The 15,985-nt window shown below is 67.5% G+C and carries 12 protein-coding genes and 7 pseudogenes; 5 read left to right on the top strand and 14 right to left on the bottom strand.

Annotated elements, in window-relative coordinates; all coding sequences use genetic code 11:
* The first annotated feature begins 33 nt into the window (after window positions 1–33).
* A pseudogene (locus Sfulv_RS28655) lies at window positions 34–891 on the top strand (class I SAM-dependent methyltransferase).
* A gap of 28 nt (window positions 892–919) precedes the next feature.
* Here Sfulv_RS28655 and Sfulv_RS28650 read toward each other — a convergent pair.
* Window positions 920–1,120, bottom strand: a pseudogene (locus tag Sfulv_RS28650) (metal-sensitive transcriptional regulator); the annotation flags it as partial.
* A 242-nt stretch (window positions 1,121–1,362) separates the two neighbouring features.
* Complete coding sequence (gene tpg, locus Sfulv_RS28645; protein WP_256669176.1) at window positions 1,363–1,800, bottom strand: telomere-protecting terminal protein Tpg; 438 nt, start codon at window positions 1,798–1,800, stop codon at window positions 1,363–1,365.
* 133 nt (window positions 1,801–1,933) lie between these two features.
* On the opposite strand from tpg, the gene Sfulv_RS28640 reads away from it, so the two are divergent.
* Window positions 1,934–2,479 carry a transposase family protein gene (locus Sfulv_RS28640; protein WP_256669175.1) on the top strand — a complete coding sequence of 182 codons (546 nt, stop codon included), beginning with the start codon at window positions 1,934–1,936 and terminating at the stop codon, window positions 2,477–2,479.
* A gap of 70 nt (window positions 2,480–2,549) precedes the next feature.
* Here the strand turns inward: Sfulv_RS28640 and Sfulv_RS28635 are convergent.
* From Sfulv_RS28635 to Sfulv_RS28625, 3 genes and pseudogenes are all read right to left on the bottom strand, one after another.
* Window positions 2,550–4,235 (bottom strand): annotated as a pseudogene (locus Sfulv_RS28635) (ISAzo13 family transposase).
* Between the two features lie 54 nt (window positions 4,236–4,289).
* A complete protein-coding gene (locus tag Sfulv_RS28630) occupies window positions 4,290–4,625 on the bottom strand; it encodes a hypothetical protein (RefSeq protein WP_256669173.1) in 336 nt (111 codons plus the stop codon).
* A 318-nt stretch (window positions 4,626–4,943) separates the two neighbouring features.
* Window positions 4,944–5,723 carry an NAD(P)H-dependent oxidoreductase gene (locus Sfulv_RS28625; RefSeq protein ID WP_173317302.1) on the bottom strand — a complete coding sequence of 260 codons (780 nt, stop codon included), beginning with the start codon at window positions 5,721–5,723 and terminating at the stop codon, window positions 4,944–4,946.
* 139 nt (window positions 5,724–5,862) lie between these two features.
* On the opposite strand from Sfulv_RS28625, the gene Sfulv_RS28620 reads away from it, so the two are divergent.
* The gene (locus Sfulv_RS28620; RefSeq protein ID WP_173317301.1) at window positions 5,863–6,711 is read left to right on the top strand and encodes a helix-turn-helix transcriptional regulator; all 849 of its coding nucleotides are present in this window, start codon (window positions 5,863–5,865) and stop codon (window positions 6,709–6,711) included.
* Between the two features lie 559 nt (window positions 6,712–7,270).
* On the opposite strand, the gene Sfulv_RS30970 is transcribed toward Sfulv_RS28620, so the two are convergent.
* The 3 genes and pseudogenes from Sfulv_RS30970 to Sfulv_RS28610 form a co-directional block, all read right to left on the bottom strand.
* Window positions 7,271–7,489 (bottom strand): hypothetical protein, encoded by a 219-nt coding sequence (locus Sfulv_RS30970; RefSeq protein WP_246353280.1) that lies wholly within the window; start codon window positions 7,487–7,489, stop codon window positions 7,271–7,273.
* A 111-nt stretch (window positions 7,490–7,600) separates the two neighbouring features.
* Window positions 7,601–7,948, bottom strand: coding sequence for a hypothetical protein (locus tag Sfulv_RS30965; protein ID WP_246353278.1), 348 nt, complete (start codon window positions 7,946–7,948; stop codon window positions 7,601–7,603).
* 435 nt (window positions 7,949–8,383) lie between these two features.
* Window positions 8,384–8,534: pseudogene (locus tag Sfulv_RS28610) on the bottom strand (helix-turn-helix domain-containing protein); the annotation flags it as partial.
* On the opposite strand from Sfulv_RS28610, the gene Sfulv_RS28605 reads away from it, so the two are divergent.
* The gene (locus tag Sfulv_RS28605; RefSeq protein WP_173317300.1) at window positions 8,500–8,862 is read left to right on the top strand and encodes an ISAzo13-like element transposase-related protein; all 363 of its coding nucleotides are present in this window, start codon (window positions 8,500–8,502) and stop codon (window positions 8,860–8,862) included. The pseudogene Sfulv_RS28610 and the gene Sfulv_RS28605 overlap by 35 nt on opposite strands.
* Window positions 8,863–8,878: 16 nt before the next feature.
* Here the strand turns inward: Sfulv_RS28605 and Sfulv_RS28600 are convergent, their stop codons facing one another.
* The 5 genes and pseudogenes from Sfulv_RS28600 to Sfulv_RS30960 form a co-directional block, all read right to left on the bottom strand.
* Window positions 8,879–9,616: a DUF1775 domain-containing protein gene (locus tag Sfulv_RS28600; protein WP_173317299.1), complete on the bottom strand. Its 738-nt coding sequence runs from the start codon at window positions 9,614–9,616 to the stop codon at window positions 8,879–8,881.
* A 29-nt stretch (window positions 9,617–9,645) separates the two neighbouring features.
* Window positions 9,646–11,025, bottom strand: a complete 1,380-nt coding sequence (locus Sfulv_RS28595) for a YVTN family beta-propeller repeat protein (RefSeq protein ID WP_173317298.1) — start codon at window positions 11,023–11,025, stop codon at window positions 9,646–9,648.
* Window positions 11,026–11,295: 270 nt separating this feature from the next.
* Entirely contained in the window at window positions 11,296–11,970 is a 675-nt protein-coding gene (locus tag Sfulv_RS28590; RefSeq protein WP_173317297.1) for a hypothetical protein, read from the bottom strand.
* Entirely contained in the window at window positions 11,955–12,536 is a 582-nt protein-coding gene (locus tag Sfulv_RS28585) for a sigma-70 family RNA polymerase sigma factor (RefSeq protein ID WP_173317296.1), read from the bottom strand. Before Sfulv_RS28585 ends, Sfulv_RS28590 begins: the two co-directional genes overlap by 16 nt.
* A gap of 199 nt (window positions 12,537–12,735) precedes the next feature.
* A pseudogene (locus Sfulv_RS30960) lies at window positions 12,736–13,061 on the bottom strand (IS5/IS1182 family transposase); the annotation flags it as partial.
* A gap of 213 nt (window positions 13,062–13,274) precedes the next feature.
* On the opposite strand from Sfulv_RS30960, the pseudogene Sfulv_RS28580 reads away from it, so the two are divergent.
* A pseudogene (locus tag Sfulv_RS28580) lies at window positions 13,275–14,017 on the top strand (3-oxoacyl-ACP reductase family protein).
* 28 nt (window positions 14,018–14,045) lie between these two features.
* On the opposite strand, the pseudogene Sfulv_RS28575 reads toward Sfulv_RS28580, so the two are convergent.
* Window positions 14,046–14,476 (bottom strand): annotated as a pseudogene (locus tag Sfulv_RS28575) (helix-turn-helix domain-containing protein); the annotation flags it as partial.
* Window positions 14,477–15,985 lie beyond the last annotated feature (1,509 nt).

The raw sequence follows: 15,985 nt of genomic DNA, 5'->3' as shown, positions 1-15,985 counted from the left end.
CCATACCGCGCCCCGGCGGAAGGGAGTTCACCCATGGGTCAATTCGCCAACACCGCGCAGGCCGAGGCGTGGAACGGCTACGAGGGTGCGCAGTGGGCCCGCAGCCAGGAACGGTGGGACGCCGTCAACGACGGCTTCAACCAGCCCCTCCTGGACGCCGCGGCCATCTCCGAAACCGACTCCGTCCTGGACATCGGCTGCGGAGCCGGCCGCACTACCCGCCTCGCCGCCCGACGCGCCGGTCGCGGCCGGGCGCTCGGACTCGACCTGTCGGGCCCGATGCTGGACAAGGCCCGCGAGAGCACCCTGAACGAAGGAGTGGAGAACGTCTCCTTCGTTCAGGGCGACGCACAAGTCCACCCGCTGGAAGCCGCAGGATTCGATGCGGTCATCAGCCGGTACGGCATGACCTTCTTCGCCGACCCCATCGCCGCGTTTGCCAACCTCCACCGCGCACTGCGTCCCGGCGGCCGGCTGGCCTTCATCTGCGCGGCCGAAGCCGATGCCAACGAGTAGCTCGAGGCACTGGCCTCACTCAAGGGCATCCTTCCGCTCGGCGGCTTCGGGAACCCTGCCGGTCCCGGCATGTTCTCGCTCACCGATCCCGACCGCATCCGCAGCTTGCTCACGGCGGGCGGGTTCACCGGCATTGACGTGGAGCGCATTGAGGTACCGGGGAAGTGGGGAGTCGACGCGGCAGATGCCGCGGCGTTCCTGCTGGGCACCGGTCCGGGACGCCATCTGCTCGACCAAGTGACCCCGCCCGAGCAGGACGAGGCCCGCCAGGCGCTGACGGCCGCCCTGCAGCGTCATGAGGCGGACGGCACTGTGTGGCTGCGGAGCAGTTCCTGGCTGGTCACCGCCGAACGCGAAGGTGCCGCGCAGAACTGACCGCCTGCCCCGGCCGGTCTGCGGTGGGTCAGGAGCGGACCATGCGGGCGATTGCCTGGGACGCTTCGGTGATCTTGTTCTGGGCCTGGTCGCCGCCCTGCGCGATGGCGTCGGCCACGCAGGACTGAAGGTGGTCGTCCATCATCGTGGGGGCGAATGACTGCAGCGCCTTGGTGGTGGCGCTGACCTGAGTGAGGACGTCGATGCAGTAGGTGTCCTCCTCGACAAGATCGACAAGTTGGCTGAGTGCCGAGATCATTAGGAACCTCCCTTTTCGACTCCAACCCTGGCAGCAGGCACCCCGGCAATGCCCGACCGCTGCGATCCGATCTGGTCAGGTGCTTGGACTGACGCGGTTCGCCGCTTCCGACCTATCGGTCTTAGGCTCAACTCGCCGACTCGACCTCTCACTCGCCAAATGAAGCGCCCAGTCACAGGCGGGAATTGCGTGGTCCTCCTTTCCGCTCCTATTCAGTAGTCCTGATCCAGATAATCGATGTCGTTGAATTCCACGTCCGACAGCCCCATAGCGCGACCACCACCGTCCTGGAAGTGCACTTCCTTGAACCCTTCGGCGATGATTTCACGCATCTGCTGGTCGCCGGCTCCCGTGTCGCGGGCGTCGAAGAGGCGCTGCGCGTATGCGGCGGGGAGCTTGACGGTGAGGCGGCGGAACCGCCCGTCGTCGGTCGTTCCGGTCGCTGCGGAGTATCCGAAGCGGGCCCGGGTCTCCACCGTGATCCCGCCGGATGCGGCGGCCTGCCGTGGCAGGCCAGTGTCGAAAGCCGCCGCCATGCTGCACGAGGCGGAGGCAGGAAGCGGGCTGCAGGTGCCGGCGCCCGCCACCAGTTGGTGTTCATCGACCGGCTGGCGGCCACACTGATCCATCTGCGGCACGACCTGCCGCACTCGGTCTTGGGCCTCCTGTTCGGCGTCGACCGCTCCACCATCCCGCGCGATCGGGGAGATTCGTCGGCTCCTGGCCGAGCGGGGGTGCGCGGTCCCCGACCGCCCCGGCCTGCGTCTTCGGACGCTGACGGACGTGTTCGCCTGCGCCCAGGCCGAAGGCATCGAACTACGGCTGGACGCCACCGAGATCCGGGTCCGCAGACCACCGGCCAACCGCGGCGGTCGCCGTGCGTTCATCTCCGGCAAGAAGAAACAGAACACCATGAAGGCCACCATGGTCGCCGACTGGCGAGGCCGCACGTTGTGGACCGATGCCCTGAGACCTGGACGTATGCACGACGCCACGGCCACCCGCAACGAGGGCATCGCCGCCTGTTTCCCGCACTTCCCCGACATCGAGGTCCTCCTGGACGACGGCTACCTCGGTCTCAGTCGCGACCATCACGGGCAAGCGATCACGCCACCCAGAAAACCGCCGCCGGGAGCACTGCCCAGCAGAGCCGAACAGTGGGAACGCGACCGCCACGGCCACTCCTCCGACCGCATCACCGTCGAACACGCCCTCGCCGACCACAAACGCTGGAAGCAACTGATGCGCTGGGCCCATCGCCGCGACCGCCTGCCAGACACCTACGGCGCCATCGCCGGCCTCGTCTCCGACCGCACCACCAACATCTGAAAACAGCCCCGGACAGGCCAACGACGCCTCGCCCGCTATCACGCACCAACTCGTTAAGGCTCGCAGCGAATCAACATGCTGACTTGATCTCTGTGGGGGGTCGCTTTTCGTGAGGAACGCGGTGACGTCGGCGGGTGTGCGGAACCTGGCTGTTGAAGGTCGAACGGTGCAGCCGTGGTCGGCAAGGAGGGACTGGATCTGGTGGACGGCCCTGGTGATGGTGCTGCCGTTGACGCCGAGAAGCTGGGCGATCAGGTCTCGTGTTCCGAGTTTGCGCAGGTAGAGAACGGTGGCCATGGACTCGGTCGGCGGTGGTCAGCTTGTCCTTGGCGCCGGCTCCGCGAGCCCGGATGCGGCCTCCTCCTCGGTGCTGTGACCGCCCGTGTTCACGGAGCGCATCGAGTTTCTGAGACAGCTGGTCGACGAGCTCATCCAGTGCCGGTTCGGTCATGCCGGTCAGTTCCGGGTTGCGCAGACCGCGGGCTCGGGACTGAGGCGGCAGACCCCCGGCTGACCGTGGGCCTCGGCCGCGCCGGCCGTGTCGTCGAGTTGTGGATGGAGGGTGTAGTTCCAGTCGCCGTGGAAGCGGTGGCGGTGCATGGGTAGTGCGTCGATGTCTGTGTCGGTGACCTTGATACCGGTGTCGTAGGTGCCCGGGTCGAGTTCCGCGAGGACTCTCAGCCCAGTGTGGGTAGTGGTTGCCTTGATGCTGTTCACGATGACGTCGTGGCTGGTCAGGGGCCTGCCACGACAGTTCATAGAGATGTGGGAGAACAACCGGTGCTCGATCTTGTTCCACTTCGAGGTGCCCGGAGGCATGTGGCAGACCGTGACCTCCAGGCCCGTCTCGGCAACCAGGGTGGCAAGTTCGGTCTTCCAGGCGCCCGTGCGGTATCCGATGGAGCCGCCCGCGTCCGCGGTGATCAGCAGCCGGGCGGCCCGAGTAGTCGTGACTGCCACGGGCTTGCCACCAGCGGCGGATCGAGGCAACGGCGAAGGCTGCCGTGTCGTGGTCGGTGCCGACGCTGACCCAGCCGGTGTTCGCGGCGACGTCATAGATCCCGTAGGGGATCGCCTTGCCGGGGCCCTGCCGGTCCAGGAAGTCATGGGTCTTGACCTGGGCCGGAGCTCCCTTCGGCCCCCACTCACTGCCCCCGTTCTTGTAGAGGCCGACCAGTTCCTTCTTCTTGGTGTCCACGCTGATCACCGGGTCGCCAGCGCCCATGTGTTCCTCGGCCCGGTCGTTGATGTAGTGGAACTGGGCATCCCGGTCGGGATGCTGGGCACCTTCGAGGGTCTTGGCGTTGGCCTGGAGGCTGAATCCCTCCTCCCGCAGAAGGTCAGTGACGGTATCCGCCGAGACACGGTGGCCCTGCCTGGTGAGCTCGTCGGCGAGTCTGCGGGTGGACTTCGTCGTCCAGCGCAGCGGCGACATCGGATCCCCGCGCATGTCGGGCTCGACTAGCGCCAACAGCGCGGGACGCAGTTCTGGATCCACCTCGGCCGCCCGCTTGCGCCCGCCACCTGGACGGCGGACCCGGCGCAGGGGTTCCGCCCCGGCCTCCAGCTCGTCCACGCCCTTGCGGACTGTGGTCTCGCTGACTTGGGCCGCCTGGGCGACCGCCCGGATCCCGCCGTGGCCCAGGATCCTGGCCTCAGCCTCCATCAGTAGACGGCGCGGCCTCTCGTCCAAGTGCGGGAACAACACCGCGAACTTCAGACCGAGTTGTTCACGGACCTCGCCAGATATGCGCATACCACACCAACGAGCCGAACCACTGGAAGCAACACGTTGATTCTCTGCGAGCCCCTACTGCGGCCGCTGCTCATGTACGGCCCAGTCCCGGCGGCGCTCCCGTCGCCGGGAGACGAAGGCGGCCAGGATCGAGCCGACCACGAGCGGCCCGGCGACCCAGCGGGTCACGTCCGCCGCCCGGCCCGGCTCCCCGCCAGCCATCAGGGTCACCGTCTCAACGGTGATGGAGATTCCCAGCAGGACAAAGCCGAGCCCCCAGGCACGGACGCCCCACACAGGCCCCTGGATCGGCTCCGGTGGCCGGCGCGGCCGGAGCACGGCCCGGCATCCCAGCCACACCAACCCCATCCCCACGGCCACCATGAACACGTCCACGGACCTGTCGAACACATCGGTCACTGTCCCCCGCCTCTCTGTCTCCCTGCCCGCGGCCCAGAAGCCGGGAGCCCCCCACACACATAGCATCATGACCGTGCGAGCCGCGCCCCCTCATCTGCCGGGCACGGCAGACGGCCTGCGCACGGCTTTCCGGCACCCGGCGAAATGGGGGGGACTTGACGTCACTTCTCATGAACATCCGGGAGTCTCAGGATCACCGACCGCTGTCCAACCCATGGCCGAGAGCAGGTAGCTGGCCGCCACTGTCACCACGGCCCTCGGACTGGTCTCGGGTCCATGTCTCAGCCCGTCCTGTTCCATCGCTGGCGGTCAGCCGCGCACATGCAGCGCGAAACCCGTGCGACCCGCCGGTTCCAGTCCCTCCTTCAGGTGCAGCGAGGGGATCTCGTAATCGCCGAAGTTCTGCCGCCGGAACGCGATCGGCTCGGTCGACTCCAGGGCGAGCAGGCGCTGTTCCCAAGCCTTGGCGACGTCCGAATAGTCTCCACCGGTCATCCGGTCAGCGCCGTACAGCACGAACGGCGGCAGCACCTCAATGCCTGGGTAGTAGAGGATGCCGTGCTGGATCGGGAACAGCAGATCGTCGATGGGACCGTTGATCCCGCGAGCGGCGTAATGCGACTCCGGGCCGCCGGCGGTCACCGACAGCAGAGCCCTCCTGCCCACGAGGGTGCCTTCGCCGAAGCGCTCGCCGTATTGGGTGTCGCTGTGCTCGCCGACGCCATAAGCGAAGCGGTAGGTGAACACCCGGTCCACCCAGCCCTTGAGGATCGCGGGCATCGTGTACCACCACAGCGGGAACTGGAAGATGACCGTGTCGGCCCACAGCAGCTTCTCCTGCTCGGCAAGGACGTCCGCGGTGAGCGTCCCGGAGTCGAAGGCCCGGCCCGAGTCCAGGGCGACCTTCAGGGGACGTGCGGCCTCGGGGCCGTAGTCCTCGGCGTCCACGACCGCCTTCCAGTTCATCGCGTACAGATCGCTCACCCGTACCTCGTGCCCGGCGTTCAACAGCGTGGACACCGCGAGATCCTTCAGCGAGCCGTTGAGCGACTTCGGCTCCGGGTGGGCGTAGACGATCAGCGTCTTCATGGGAACTCCTTCGGATCGGATGCCTCCGATCCTGGGCGCCGCGCCGCCCGGCGTTCAGGGGCTCCTCATCCATCGGACGGGACTTCCTGGTAACGGCAGGACCCCCCTCACAGGCCCCCGCCGAGGCCATACTGGGCACATGGACGATCTTGCGGGCTTCCTGCGGACCCGGCGTTCCCGGGTCGATCCGGCGGCCGCCGGCATCCCCACCGACAGCCGCCGCCGGGTCGAAGGGCTGCGCCGCGAAGAGGTCGCGCACCTGTCCGGAGTCAGCGTCGACTACTACGTACGCTTGGAGCAGGGCCGCGCGACCCAGCCCTCCGAGCAGGTCCTCGACGCCCTCGCCCGCGTCCTCGGCCTCGACGAGACCGAACTCGGGCACCTCTACCGGCTCGCTCGGCAGCGCCGCCATCGCGCGAAGGCACCGAGCGGGCGGGTCCGGCCGGAGCTGCTGCGCGTCCTGGACCTGGTAGGCGACGTACCCGCGCTGATCATGAACCACCGCATGGACGTACTCGCCGGGAACCGCCTTGCCGGACTCCTCTACGGCCGCCCGATGCCGGGCCTGAACACCGCCCGGCACATCTTCCTCGAGGAAGCCGAGCGCGGCCTGTACGCGGACTGGGAGAACTGCACTCTCGACGTGGTCGGGCACCTGCGCCTGGCCGCCGGCAAATACCCCGAGGATCCCCGCCTGGCCTCACTCATCGGCGAGCTGGCGATGGGCAGTGAACGCTTCCGCCGCCTCTGGGCCCGCGCGGACGTGCGCGCCCGCACACATGGACGCAAGGCGTACCGGCATCCCCTGGTCGGACTGCTGGAACTGCACCAGGAGAACTTCGCGCTCCCGGACGAATCAGGCATCGAGCTACTGGTGCTGTCCGCGGCCCCCGGCAGCCCCGCCGAGGACGGACTGCGCCTGCTCGCCGGCCTGGGCGCTGACAACGGCAATGCACATCCCCCAGTAAACGCCCAGATCCGCAAGTAGCTCAACGACGCCCCCACGGCCGGAAACCCCCACCACACAAGAGGCCGGGATGGTGCTGGCCGCTGTCGAGTCTGCTGGACAGTTCGATTTCTGTGTGCGGCGGGGTGCCTCACGAAGTGCTGTACATCTGCTGTCCATTCCCGGGCTCTGGTCCACTTCTTGTGGTCGCGTACGCAGCGTGACGGTTGGTCGTCGTTCGAGGGCGCGTGACATCGCCCGAAAAGCGACCTGCCCGAGGGTGTTGGCGTCGAAAGTTCTGCGCCGTGAACAACGTGCGGCCGCAGCTGGAAGAGCTGCTGTCCGGGTCGGTGCAGAACATGTCGGTGGAGTCGGTCGACGTTGCTGACGCCGTCGTAAGAGTGGAGGCCCAGTCCACGGCCAAGCGGGCGGTCTCGCGCTCGCGGGACGGGCCGGCGCCCGGATGTCGGACGCCTTCGGCGTGCGGGTCAGCCGGAACACCTTGCTGAGGCTGATCACGGTTCCTTAGATCAGGTCCCTGCGCAGCGGAGTCCCCAAAAACTCATGGATCGCGAGCAGAAATGCTGCAGAACATGGGGGGTCAGCTTTTTGCCCCACCCGGGTAGGTGCGCTTCGGCAGCGTCCTTGAGCCCTTGCGCAGGGCGTCGTCGCCCACCCGTCGGGAGGACTCGTCTGCGTTCTTGCGCTCGGAGGGGAACAACGGGGCGCCGGGGCGGGTGTGGTCATCGTCGAACCGGCGCCAGATGTCCTCGATGATCCACCGAAGGGTTGAGTCGGCGCCGTTGATCAGCGGGACCATGCGTTCGCGCGGGCCCGATCCGCGAGCGACCTTGCCGTGGCGGACGTGGAGCTTGCCGAAGCGGCCCAGGTCCGAACTTGATGTCGTCCAGGTCGAGCCCGCATGCCTCGCTCACCCGCAGGCCGACCTGGGACACAGGCTCGATGCGGTTTCCATCCGGGCGGTAGGGACGTACGTGCGGCAGGTCGCCGTCTCACTGCCCCAGCCGGTGAAGAGCACCCCGACCTCCGGCTCGCTCGGCGGGATCCGCAGCTGGGCGTCCTCCGCTCCGCGCGGCTCGTTCATCTCGTCGATCGGGCACTCGATGACCCGGCCGGTCATCCGGTGCAGTTCAACCTTGTTCCGCATTTCCAGGAACATGAAGTACGTGCTCAGCGTCTGGGACCGGGCCAGCGGGGTGCCGCTCGGCGAACCACGCAGCACGTTGCCGAAGTACGCGTCGGCGTCGGCTGGCTCCATGTCCCACAGCGGCCGGCCGAACCACTCTGGTCTGGTCCAGGTGTCCGACCTCCCCGCGGAACGTGCCTTCCGCCAGTCCCGCCGAGGCGCGTGCGAAGACGAACCCGGACAGCGCGTCGGTCTCGAACTGCTCCAGTTCCTCCGCCGACACGGGCGCCCAGTGCTCGCGCATGTCCCGACCAACTGCCAGCGCCGCCAACCCGAGCCTCCTGACCTTCGGCCCGACTGCAGATCGGTCGGACATAGTGAGAACGCTTCAGGAAGTTACGTCACGCGACAACAGAACACTCGAAGGAGTAGGAACTCCCTGGCCACAGGGGCAGAGACTCAGCAAGGCTCAGGAGAACTCACGGGATGTTTCGCACACAACGTTTCGCCGATGCCGGCTGTGGCGCCGACGGGCTTGTCCCGCGGCGGCCGCTATGTGCTGTTTCGCGCCCAGGAGGCCAGCACGTCCAGCCTCGTCGGCGTATCGCCGGGCGGTGGCCCGGGACATCCCGAAACCGGCTCCGAGCCGTGCGAACGTCTCGTTCTTACGCAGGTGGACCAGCGTGAGCAGCGCCTGCTGGAAGCAGCCGAGTTCGCGCCGGACGATCCCGCACGGGGCCCGCGATGCCGCCGCGAACGCCGGCCGGGTCAATATCGGCATCGCCCACGGCACCGCAGCCTTCATCGTTGCCTCCATCCGCCGCCGGTGCCAGGCCCGTGTCGGCCACGACTACGCGAGGCCACCCAGCGGCCGGTTGCTCACCTTCGACAAGGTCGTCCACCACGGCCGCACCACAGGAACGACGCTTCACCCGTCTCAAGCAGTCCCCTGCGAGCACGGCCCGGTTCGACAAGTTCGCCGACCGACCCGTGCCGGGGTCGTCCTGGCTGTCCTGGCCCTCTCGCTCCGCAGGACCGCCGAGTGATCACCTGCCAGCAGGGTCAGGAGCGCGCCGTGTGGTTCTTGCGCCGTCGGCGTGCCAGGGCGGCACTGATCGCGGCCGCCGTGACCACTCCTGCGCCGATCACCGCCATCAGCCTGGCAGATGTCCCTTCTTCGGCAGTGCTGGCCGAGTCTGCGGATGTCGCAACGGTGGACGGTGCTCGGGTATGTGGGGCAACTAGTTCAGCAGTGGTCGGCCGAGGAGTCACGTCCTGGTCGGCGGGAGAAGGGGGTGCGGCGGGGTCGATGAGCAGAACCGGTGCGGGGTAGGGCGGTTCCTTGCTGCCGTCCTGGTCCTGGTTCCAGGTGGCGATGGTCCCGTTGGAGTACGTCTGCTCGGTGTTGAAGGTGGCAGATCGCTGGTTGGGCAGGGGTCCGACCCGCACGTTGAAGCTCACGTGGTCGTCAGGTTCGATCCCGTGCCTGGGCTTCGCCGTCCAGATCAGTCGGGTGGCCCGGCCGGCGGATCCGGGTACCGTCTTCTGGGTCCATCCGTCGATCGGTGGAACCGCGGTGACGGACAGGGCCGGTGGGACGGCGACGGCGACTCGTACGGTGGTGGCGCCGGCCAGTTCGCTGGGGACGCGGAACCGCAGGGTGGCGGGTTGTCCGGGCGTGGCTTCGGCGATGACCCGTACGTGTGCCGTGGCGGGCCCGGCCAGTGCGAGCACTGCTCCTGTCGTGACGGCCGCGGCAGTGAGGATGCGAGCGAGGCGTCCTGTACTTCTTCGGGGCACGGGGTCGGTCCTTTCTCTCGACGCGAGGGTCAGCAGCAGTCGCAGTAGATGAGGTCGGCGGCCTTGACCGCGTGGCCGTGCATGCTGCCCTGGTAGGCCAGTACGGCCTGCTGGACGGGGGTCGCGGCGCCCTTGGCCGCGATGGAGATGCTCTTCCCGTCGAAGGAACTGAACCCGAGCACCATGGGAGCGCCGCCGTTCGCGTCCGTGGTGAAGGACAGGAGGGGGGTTTTGCGGCCGTCCGCTGCGACCGAGTACGCCTGGTAGACGGTGTTTGCAGTAAGGCGCCGGGCTTGGAGCTGAACCATGTCCAGTCCGCCCACGGGGCGGATGGTGGCTTCCAGAACGCGTCCCTTTGCCGTGTCCAGCGTCTCGCCGGCGGTGCCGTCCGCCAGTGTGGTGGGAACGTTGCGGGCCTGCTGGCCGAGTCCTTGGCGGCCGAGGTTGGCGGCGCTTCCGGCAGCGGCTGCCCGGGGCGCGTAGACGACGGCCTGCGGCTCCTGCCCGCTCTTGATGGTGTCGATCACCTTGTGGGTGGTGGTGTCGATGACGTCCACCGCGTCGGACTTCTCCAGGCCGACGTACATCCGGGAGCCGTCGCCGCTGGCCCAGGCCCCGTGCGGGGCGTGCCCATTGTTTTTGATCTTGGCTGTCAGGACCGGCGTGCCGCCGGTGAGACGGTAGGCCCAGGTCTCGTCCAGGCCCCCCATGGTCAGGTAGGCGTACTTTCCGCCGCGGGAGTCGGCGAACTGAGGGTGGTTGGTGTCGGGCCCCGTGGTGAGAATTGTGCTGACCCTGCGGTGGACGAGATCGACCACCGAGACCTTGCCGGCGCGCTTGTGTGCCGCCCACAGCTGTGTGCCGTCGGGGGATATCGCCTGGTCGGAGGAGAAGCTGTCCCCGAGCCCGGAAATGTGGTCCTCGACCTTGCGGGAGGCCACATTGATCACGGTGATTTCGGGCAAACTGATGTGGTTGACGTAGGCGTGCTTGCCGTCCGGGCTCATCACCACCTTGGAAGGGCCCCGACCGACCGGCAGGTTGGCGATGACTCCGCCGCGCACGGCGTCGACGATGGTGACAGTGTCCCGGCCCCGGTTCGCGACCCAGAACTGCTTGCCGTCGGCGGTGAAACTGCCCTCATGGGCGGCACGCCCGACGTCGGTGGTGGTGAGGACCTTGTTGGTGGTGGTGTCTATGATGTCGACCGTGTTGCTCGTGACGCTCACCACCGCGAGACGCTGGTGGTCCGGCGAGAACGCCAGGCCGTGGACCCCGACATCGCCGAGGTACTGCGGGCTCAGAGTGCCGCCCACCCGCTGGTCACCCAGCTTGATGGTGCCCAGCGTCCTGTGGGACGAGGGATCGATGACCGACACGGTGTTGGATGTCTGGTCGGCCGTGTACACACGGTCCCGGCCGGAGACGGGGATCGGTGCGTGCCAAGTGGTCGCTGACGGGGACAGGGCAGGTTCGGGGCCGGCCTGAGCAAGGGCTGCGGCGGCCAGGGTCCCCCTCCGCCGGCCAGCGCCGCAGTGAGAATCCAGGTGGCACGACGTACAGAAGGCATGTCTCTTCTCCATAAGTGGTGTGGTTCAAGAAGTGGTGTGGTTCAAGGGCATGACGGATCGCCTGATCGCCCGGGGAAGTTCAGCGTCAGGGGGCTTGGGTGTCGGCCGTCAGGCCAGCGGGAGCGGTGTCACGGGGAGGTGGGCCACTACCCGGCCCTCGTCGTCCTCCACGATCAAAGCGGTGATGGTGTCGCGGTGCATGGCGGTCACCATGCGGGTGGACACCTGTGCCGTGCTGGGGGCCCGGACGCTTCCTCCGGGGCTCCGCACACCGTCGGCGTTGACGGTCATCATGCGGTAGATCTCCCCCGACCGGAGTCCCGACAGGACCACCGGCACCTCGGTGCCGCCAGGACCAGTGACCATGTGGCCCTGGCGGGCCAGTGCCACGGTCGACGCAGGCGCTGGGTCCTGCTGTGTGGTGAGCGGTACGGCCACTGCGGCGGCAGCGACAAAGGCCGCAGCAGCAACCCCCAAGGTGATCCTGCGCCGGATTCTGTGCCGCCCGGCCACCGCTCCGGCGATGTCCCGGCGAATGCGGTCACCGAGGGCCACCGAGGGCCGCCCGCCGGTGGCCGCGACGACCGGGGTGGCACGGCTGGGCAGCGGATCTGCTCTGCGCAGCGTCCGCACCACATCGCTGATCTCGGACATCTCCCGGCTGCACTCCGGGCACCGGTCGAGGTGCTCGCAGAGCTCCTCGGTGAGAGCGACGCCGAGAAGCAGACGCTCGGTCAGCACGGGGCGGTAGGTGACGCATTTTTGATTCACGAGGCCAGCCACCCGTTCTCCTCCAGGATGAGTCGCAGGGCGCGCACCCCGTAATACAGCCGGCTGCGCATGGTGGAAGCCGAAATACCCAGTTCCTCGCCCAGCTCGGCGCAGGTACGGCCACCGAAGTACACCTCGACCACTGCCTCCCGGTGCTGTGGGCTCAACCGCTCCAGGGCTGCGCCCAGTTGAATCCGCTCCAGAAGCCGATCGACCGAGTCGACCCCCGAGGGTGACTCCGTCACGGCTTCCCACGAAGTGAAGTCACTCCCCTCACGGACCCTGCGCCGCCGGACGGCGTCCACGACTGCGTTGCGTGCGATGGCGAACAGCCACGTCCGCATGGCGCCCTGCTCCGGATCGAAGCCCCGTCCCGACCGCCAGGCACGGACGAAGGTGTCCTGCACGACGTCTTCGGCCAGTTGCCGGTCGTCCAGTGCCTTGTAGGCGAATCCGAACAGCTCCCCTCCGTACAGTTCGTAGGCGGCTTGGACCTCGGGTTCCGTCCTCAGTCCTGAACGCTCCACCTCCGGCGGGCCGGAACCTCGGCGCAGCCGGCCCAGCGGGCTACCGCTCACAGCCATGGTCACCTGCATCCGTTCCGTGCCGCACTGCCATGGGGCTTCCTCATCTTTCAGAAAACGTATTCATCAGGGGATACGCACGACCCCCAGCATGTGTTGAAGGGTGTCGAGAAAAACTTGGAGCACGGCGCCCCGGTGGCCGGAGCTTCCGTGCGTACCGTGCGCCGGGTCACAAGCATCGGGCGGGCCGCGCCTCGATTACCCATCGGCCCCGGCCCAGTCGTTCGCCGGACCCGATGCCCATACGGGCGAGGCGCCCTCCGATGCCCTTGCCGCGTCCATTCCCGCAGGTGGACCATGTCGTACGCCTTGCCGGCATGTAGCCGTTGCAGCTTGAAATACCTTCCGCGGTGGGAGGTGCCTCGTTCAGTGACCGGGCACCACGGGCTTCATCCCTTCGCCGTCGTGGACGTGGGCGGCGGAGACGCCGACGTCCAGGGGCGATCCGTCCGCGTCCGACAGGACGTGCCTCCTGGAACTCGGCCTGCCCCAGCCCACGGGGCACGGGGAGGGATGGTCGGCCGCATCTCCGCGCGCGGCAGGACCCACAAGAAGAGGCCCTGCGGACGCAGCTGTCAGACACCAGGTCGACGGCTGAGGCGGGCGGCAAACATGGTGTCAAACGCGACGGCGACCAGCGGCCCATGTTGGCTCCTCACCGCCGCGGGAATGAATCCGCATGGGTGAATCCTTGATATACGTATCAACCGAGCAACTTCAGAGGGACGTGACGTGACAGCATCACTTGCAGGACGACGGGCGCTGGTGACGGGGGCTTCGCGTGGTATCGGGGCGGCGATCGTCAGACGGCTGGCCGAGGACGGCGCCGCTGTCGCCTTCACCTACGGCGCCTCGGTCGCCGAGGCCGAGAAGCTGGTTGCCGAAGTCTCCGAAACCGGCGCCACTGTGGTCGCCATCCAGGCCGACAGCGGTGACCCCGAGCAGGTAGCACGGTCCCTCGACGAGACCGCGGCACAGCTGGGCGGCTTGGACATCGTCGTCAACAACGCAGGCGTCCTGTATGCGGGTGACATCGAGTCGTTGACAATGGAACAGTTCGACCGCCTGGTCGCCATCAACGTCAAGGGGATCTTCGCTGCGGTCAAAGCCGCCCTCCCCCACCTGGACGCCACCGGCCGCATCATCAACATCGGGAGCATCAACGCCGACCGGGTGCCCGGTGCCGGACTGTCGTTGTACGCGATGTCGAAGGCGGCGGTCGCCGGGTTGACGCGCGCGCTGGCACGTGAGCTCGGCCCCGAGGCATCACCGTCAACAACGTGCAGGTCGGGCCCACCGCAACGGATATGAACCCCGAGGACGGCGAGTCCGCAGATTCGCTGCGCGAGGTGATGGCGCTCGGGCGATACGGTCGTCCTCACGAGATTGCCAGTGTCGTCAGTTATCTGGCCGGTCCGGAGGCGGCGTACGTCACCGGTGCGAACTGGAACGTCGACGGCGGTTTCACGGTCTGAAGAACATGCAGTCGACCTGAGTGGGGCAACCCGACGAGGGCCGGTTGACCGCCGTGGTCAGCCAGGGTCCGGTGCCCTGGCGAGACGGGTCGACCACGAGCGGGACGCCCTGGCGCTCGCAGATCCTGATGATCCGGTGGGTACGGGCTGCGGTGAGGTCGCGCGTACGGCCCGTCAAAGCGGACGGCGGCCGTAGAAGCCGGCCCATGGGCCCGGCGCACGAGCGGCGAGCAGAGTGATGACGGCGCTGCCGTAGGCGTGAGCGGTCCCGACGGGAGACGCCGGACCCGGCCGGGAGCTTTGCGGGCGTGTCAGGGCGGTGCAGGTGCACTGGGCAGCCAGGGCGCGCTGGTGCGGCGAGAGTGTGCAGCGGTGGTCGCCCTCGTGGGTGACGATGGGCAGAGTGACCCGCTCGGCCAGCGCGTGCGGCAGGTCGAGTGCGGCAGGACGGGGGACCAACGAGGCGCTTGTGCTGGTTGGTTGAGAGGCCGGACACCTTCCTCAATGGCACGGGTGCCTCGTGCGTTGCGGTCCCTCGCCGTCACTCCGTCAACGACCGCTCCGAAACGGCTCACTGGCATCCGGCCGGGCCGCGGTGCTCAGTCACATGTGAAGTCGTCGATACACGTATTTCTCTGACGGTGTCGTGTTTCTGCGTTGTCAATAGCTCATTGGCACCTGACGTCAGGTATTTTAAGGTGCAATAATCTTGCCCGGGCGCCGGTGGAGTGACCCCCACCGTGTCACACGGCCCTCCTTCCGACCGATGAGGTGAGTCACGCATGGTGAATCGCACAACCCGACGGACTTTTGCCGCCATGGCTGCCAGTGGGGCAGCCGTGCTTGCCTGCACTGCTGCAGCTCCATCCGCTTCGGCGGCCGTGAACTCCGGGGCGTCATTCTTCAGCGGCAAGAACCTGACCGGAACGAGGACAGTCGTTGATCTGCACGCTCCCGGCTGCCAGAACCTATCCCAGCCCGCCCTGTCGGCAACGAACATGTCCGGAGCCGACGTGCATGTCTACTACAACGCGGACTGCCAACCGGGTCTGCCCGGTAGGGCCGGTGACTCCTACTTCATCCTAGGAAGCCTGCACTCGGGTCAGTTCCCTTACGCGGCGGTGAGCTACAGGGTGATCACCAGTAGCTGACCTCGGATCCGCGGGCGGAAGGTCTGACCGGCCCCACGTCGCCACCTGCCATACGCAGAAACCTACCGCTGGCCCCTTCCGGGTTTCGTGCACGGAGTCGGCCGGATCGCTTGCGAAGCTCGACCCGCGCTCCAGGAGCTGCCCACCGGTAGTGGCTTCTGGAGCGCACACCTGTGGCCCCACGCGCCCGGACGACTCGTGCCCGCACCCTGTCGACGGCTTACGGGTGGGCGCGTGGTGGTGGGGTGGGCGTCCTCTGACAACGAGGGACGTGGTCGTTCGTGCAGTACTGGCACATTCTCCGTCCACGGCCGTCTCGCCGGAGCATCTGACTACTCCGGCGTGGGCGAAGACGCGTCGCCGAGTGGACGCGGGTCCACTCCAGCGATCACCACATGGGGCACCGTCCGAGCGAGAGAGTCCAACCCTGACCGTCTCCTTGCACAGTGGCACCATGATTCGTCCGTCGGCCGCAGCTCCGGCCGCTCTCTCCCCCGGGTCCGCAATCCATTCTGCCGCCGATGTATTGACATATATCTAAGTATAGGACTTAGGTATCTCGCTTACGCCTCACTCATCACCTACATAGACCGACGCCCTGCTACCCTTCATACGTACACCTCGCGGAGATATCTGCAACCCCCACCGGTGCGGATTTTAGGTACAGCCGCACGGATTCGGGTATCCGTTCAAGCCTTGAGGGGCTCCCGTCCGCCCCTCCCTCGCACCGATTTGCCCGACGACCGGTGCGGGTATGAGCCCGCCCTCGGTCTCCAACCGCCGGCACCTGCCGCGCCTTCGGGTCGAGTTCGCCCCA

Origin of the sequence: Streptomyces fulvorobeus, assembly GCF_013167895.1 — a bacterium.
In the GTDB taxonomy this organism is placed as follows: Bacteria; Actinomycetota; Actinomycetes; order Streptomycetales; family Streptomycetaceae; genus Streptomyces; species Streptomyces fulvorobeus.
The sequence above is the reverse complement of the archived record's forward strand: the minus strand, read 5'-3'. Positions and strand labels throughout refer to the sequence as shown.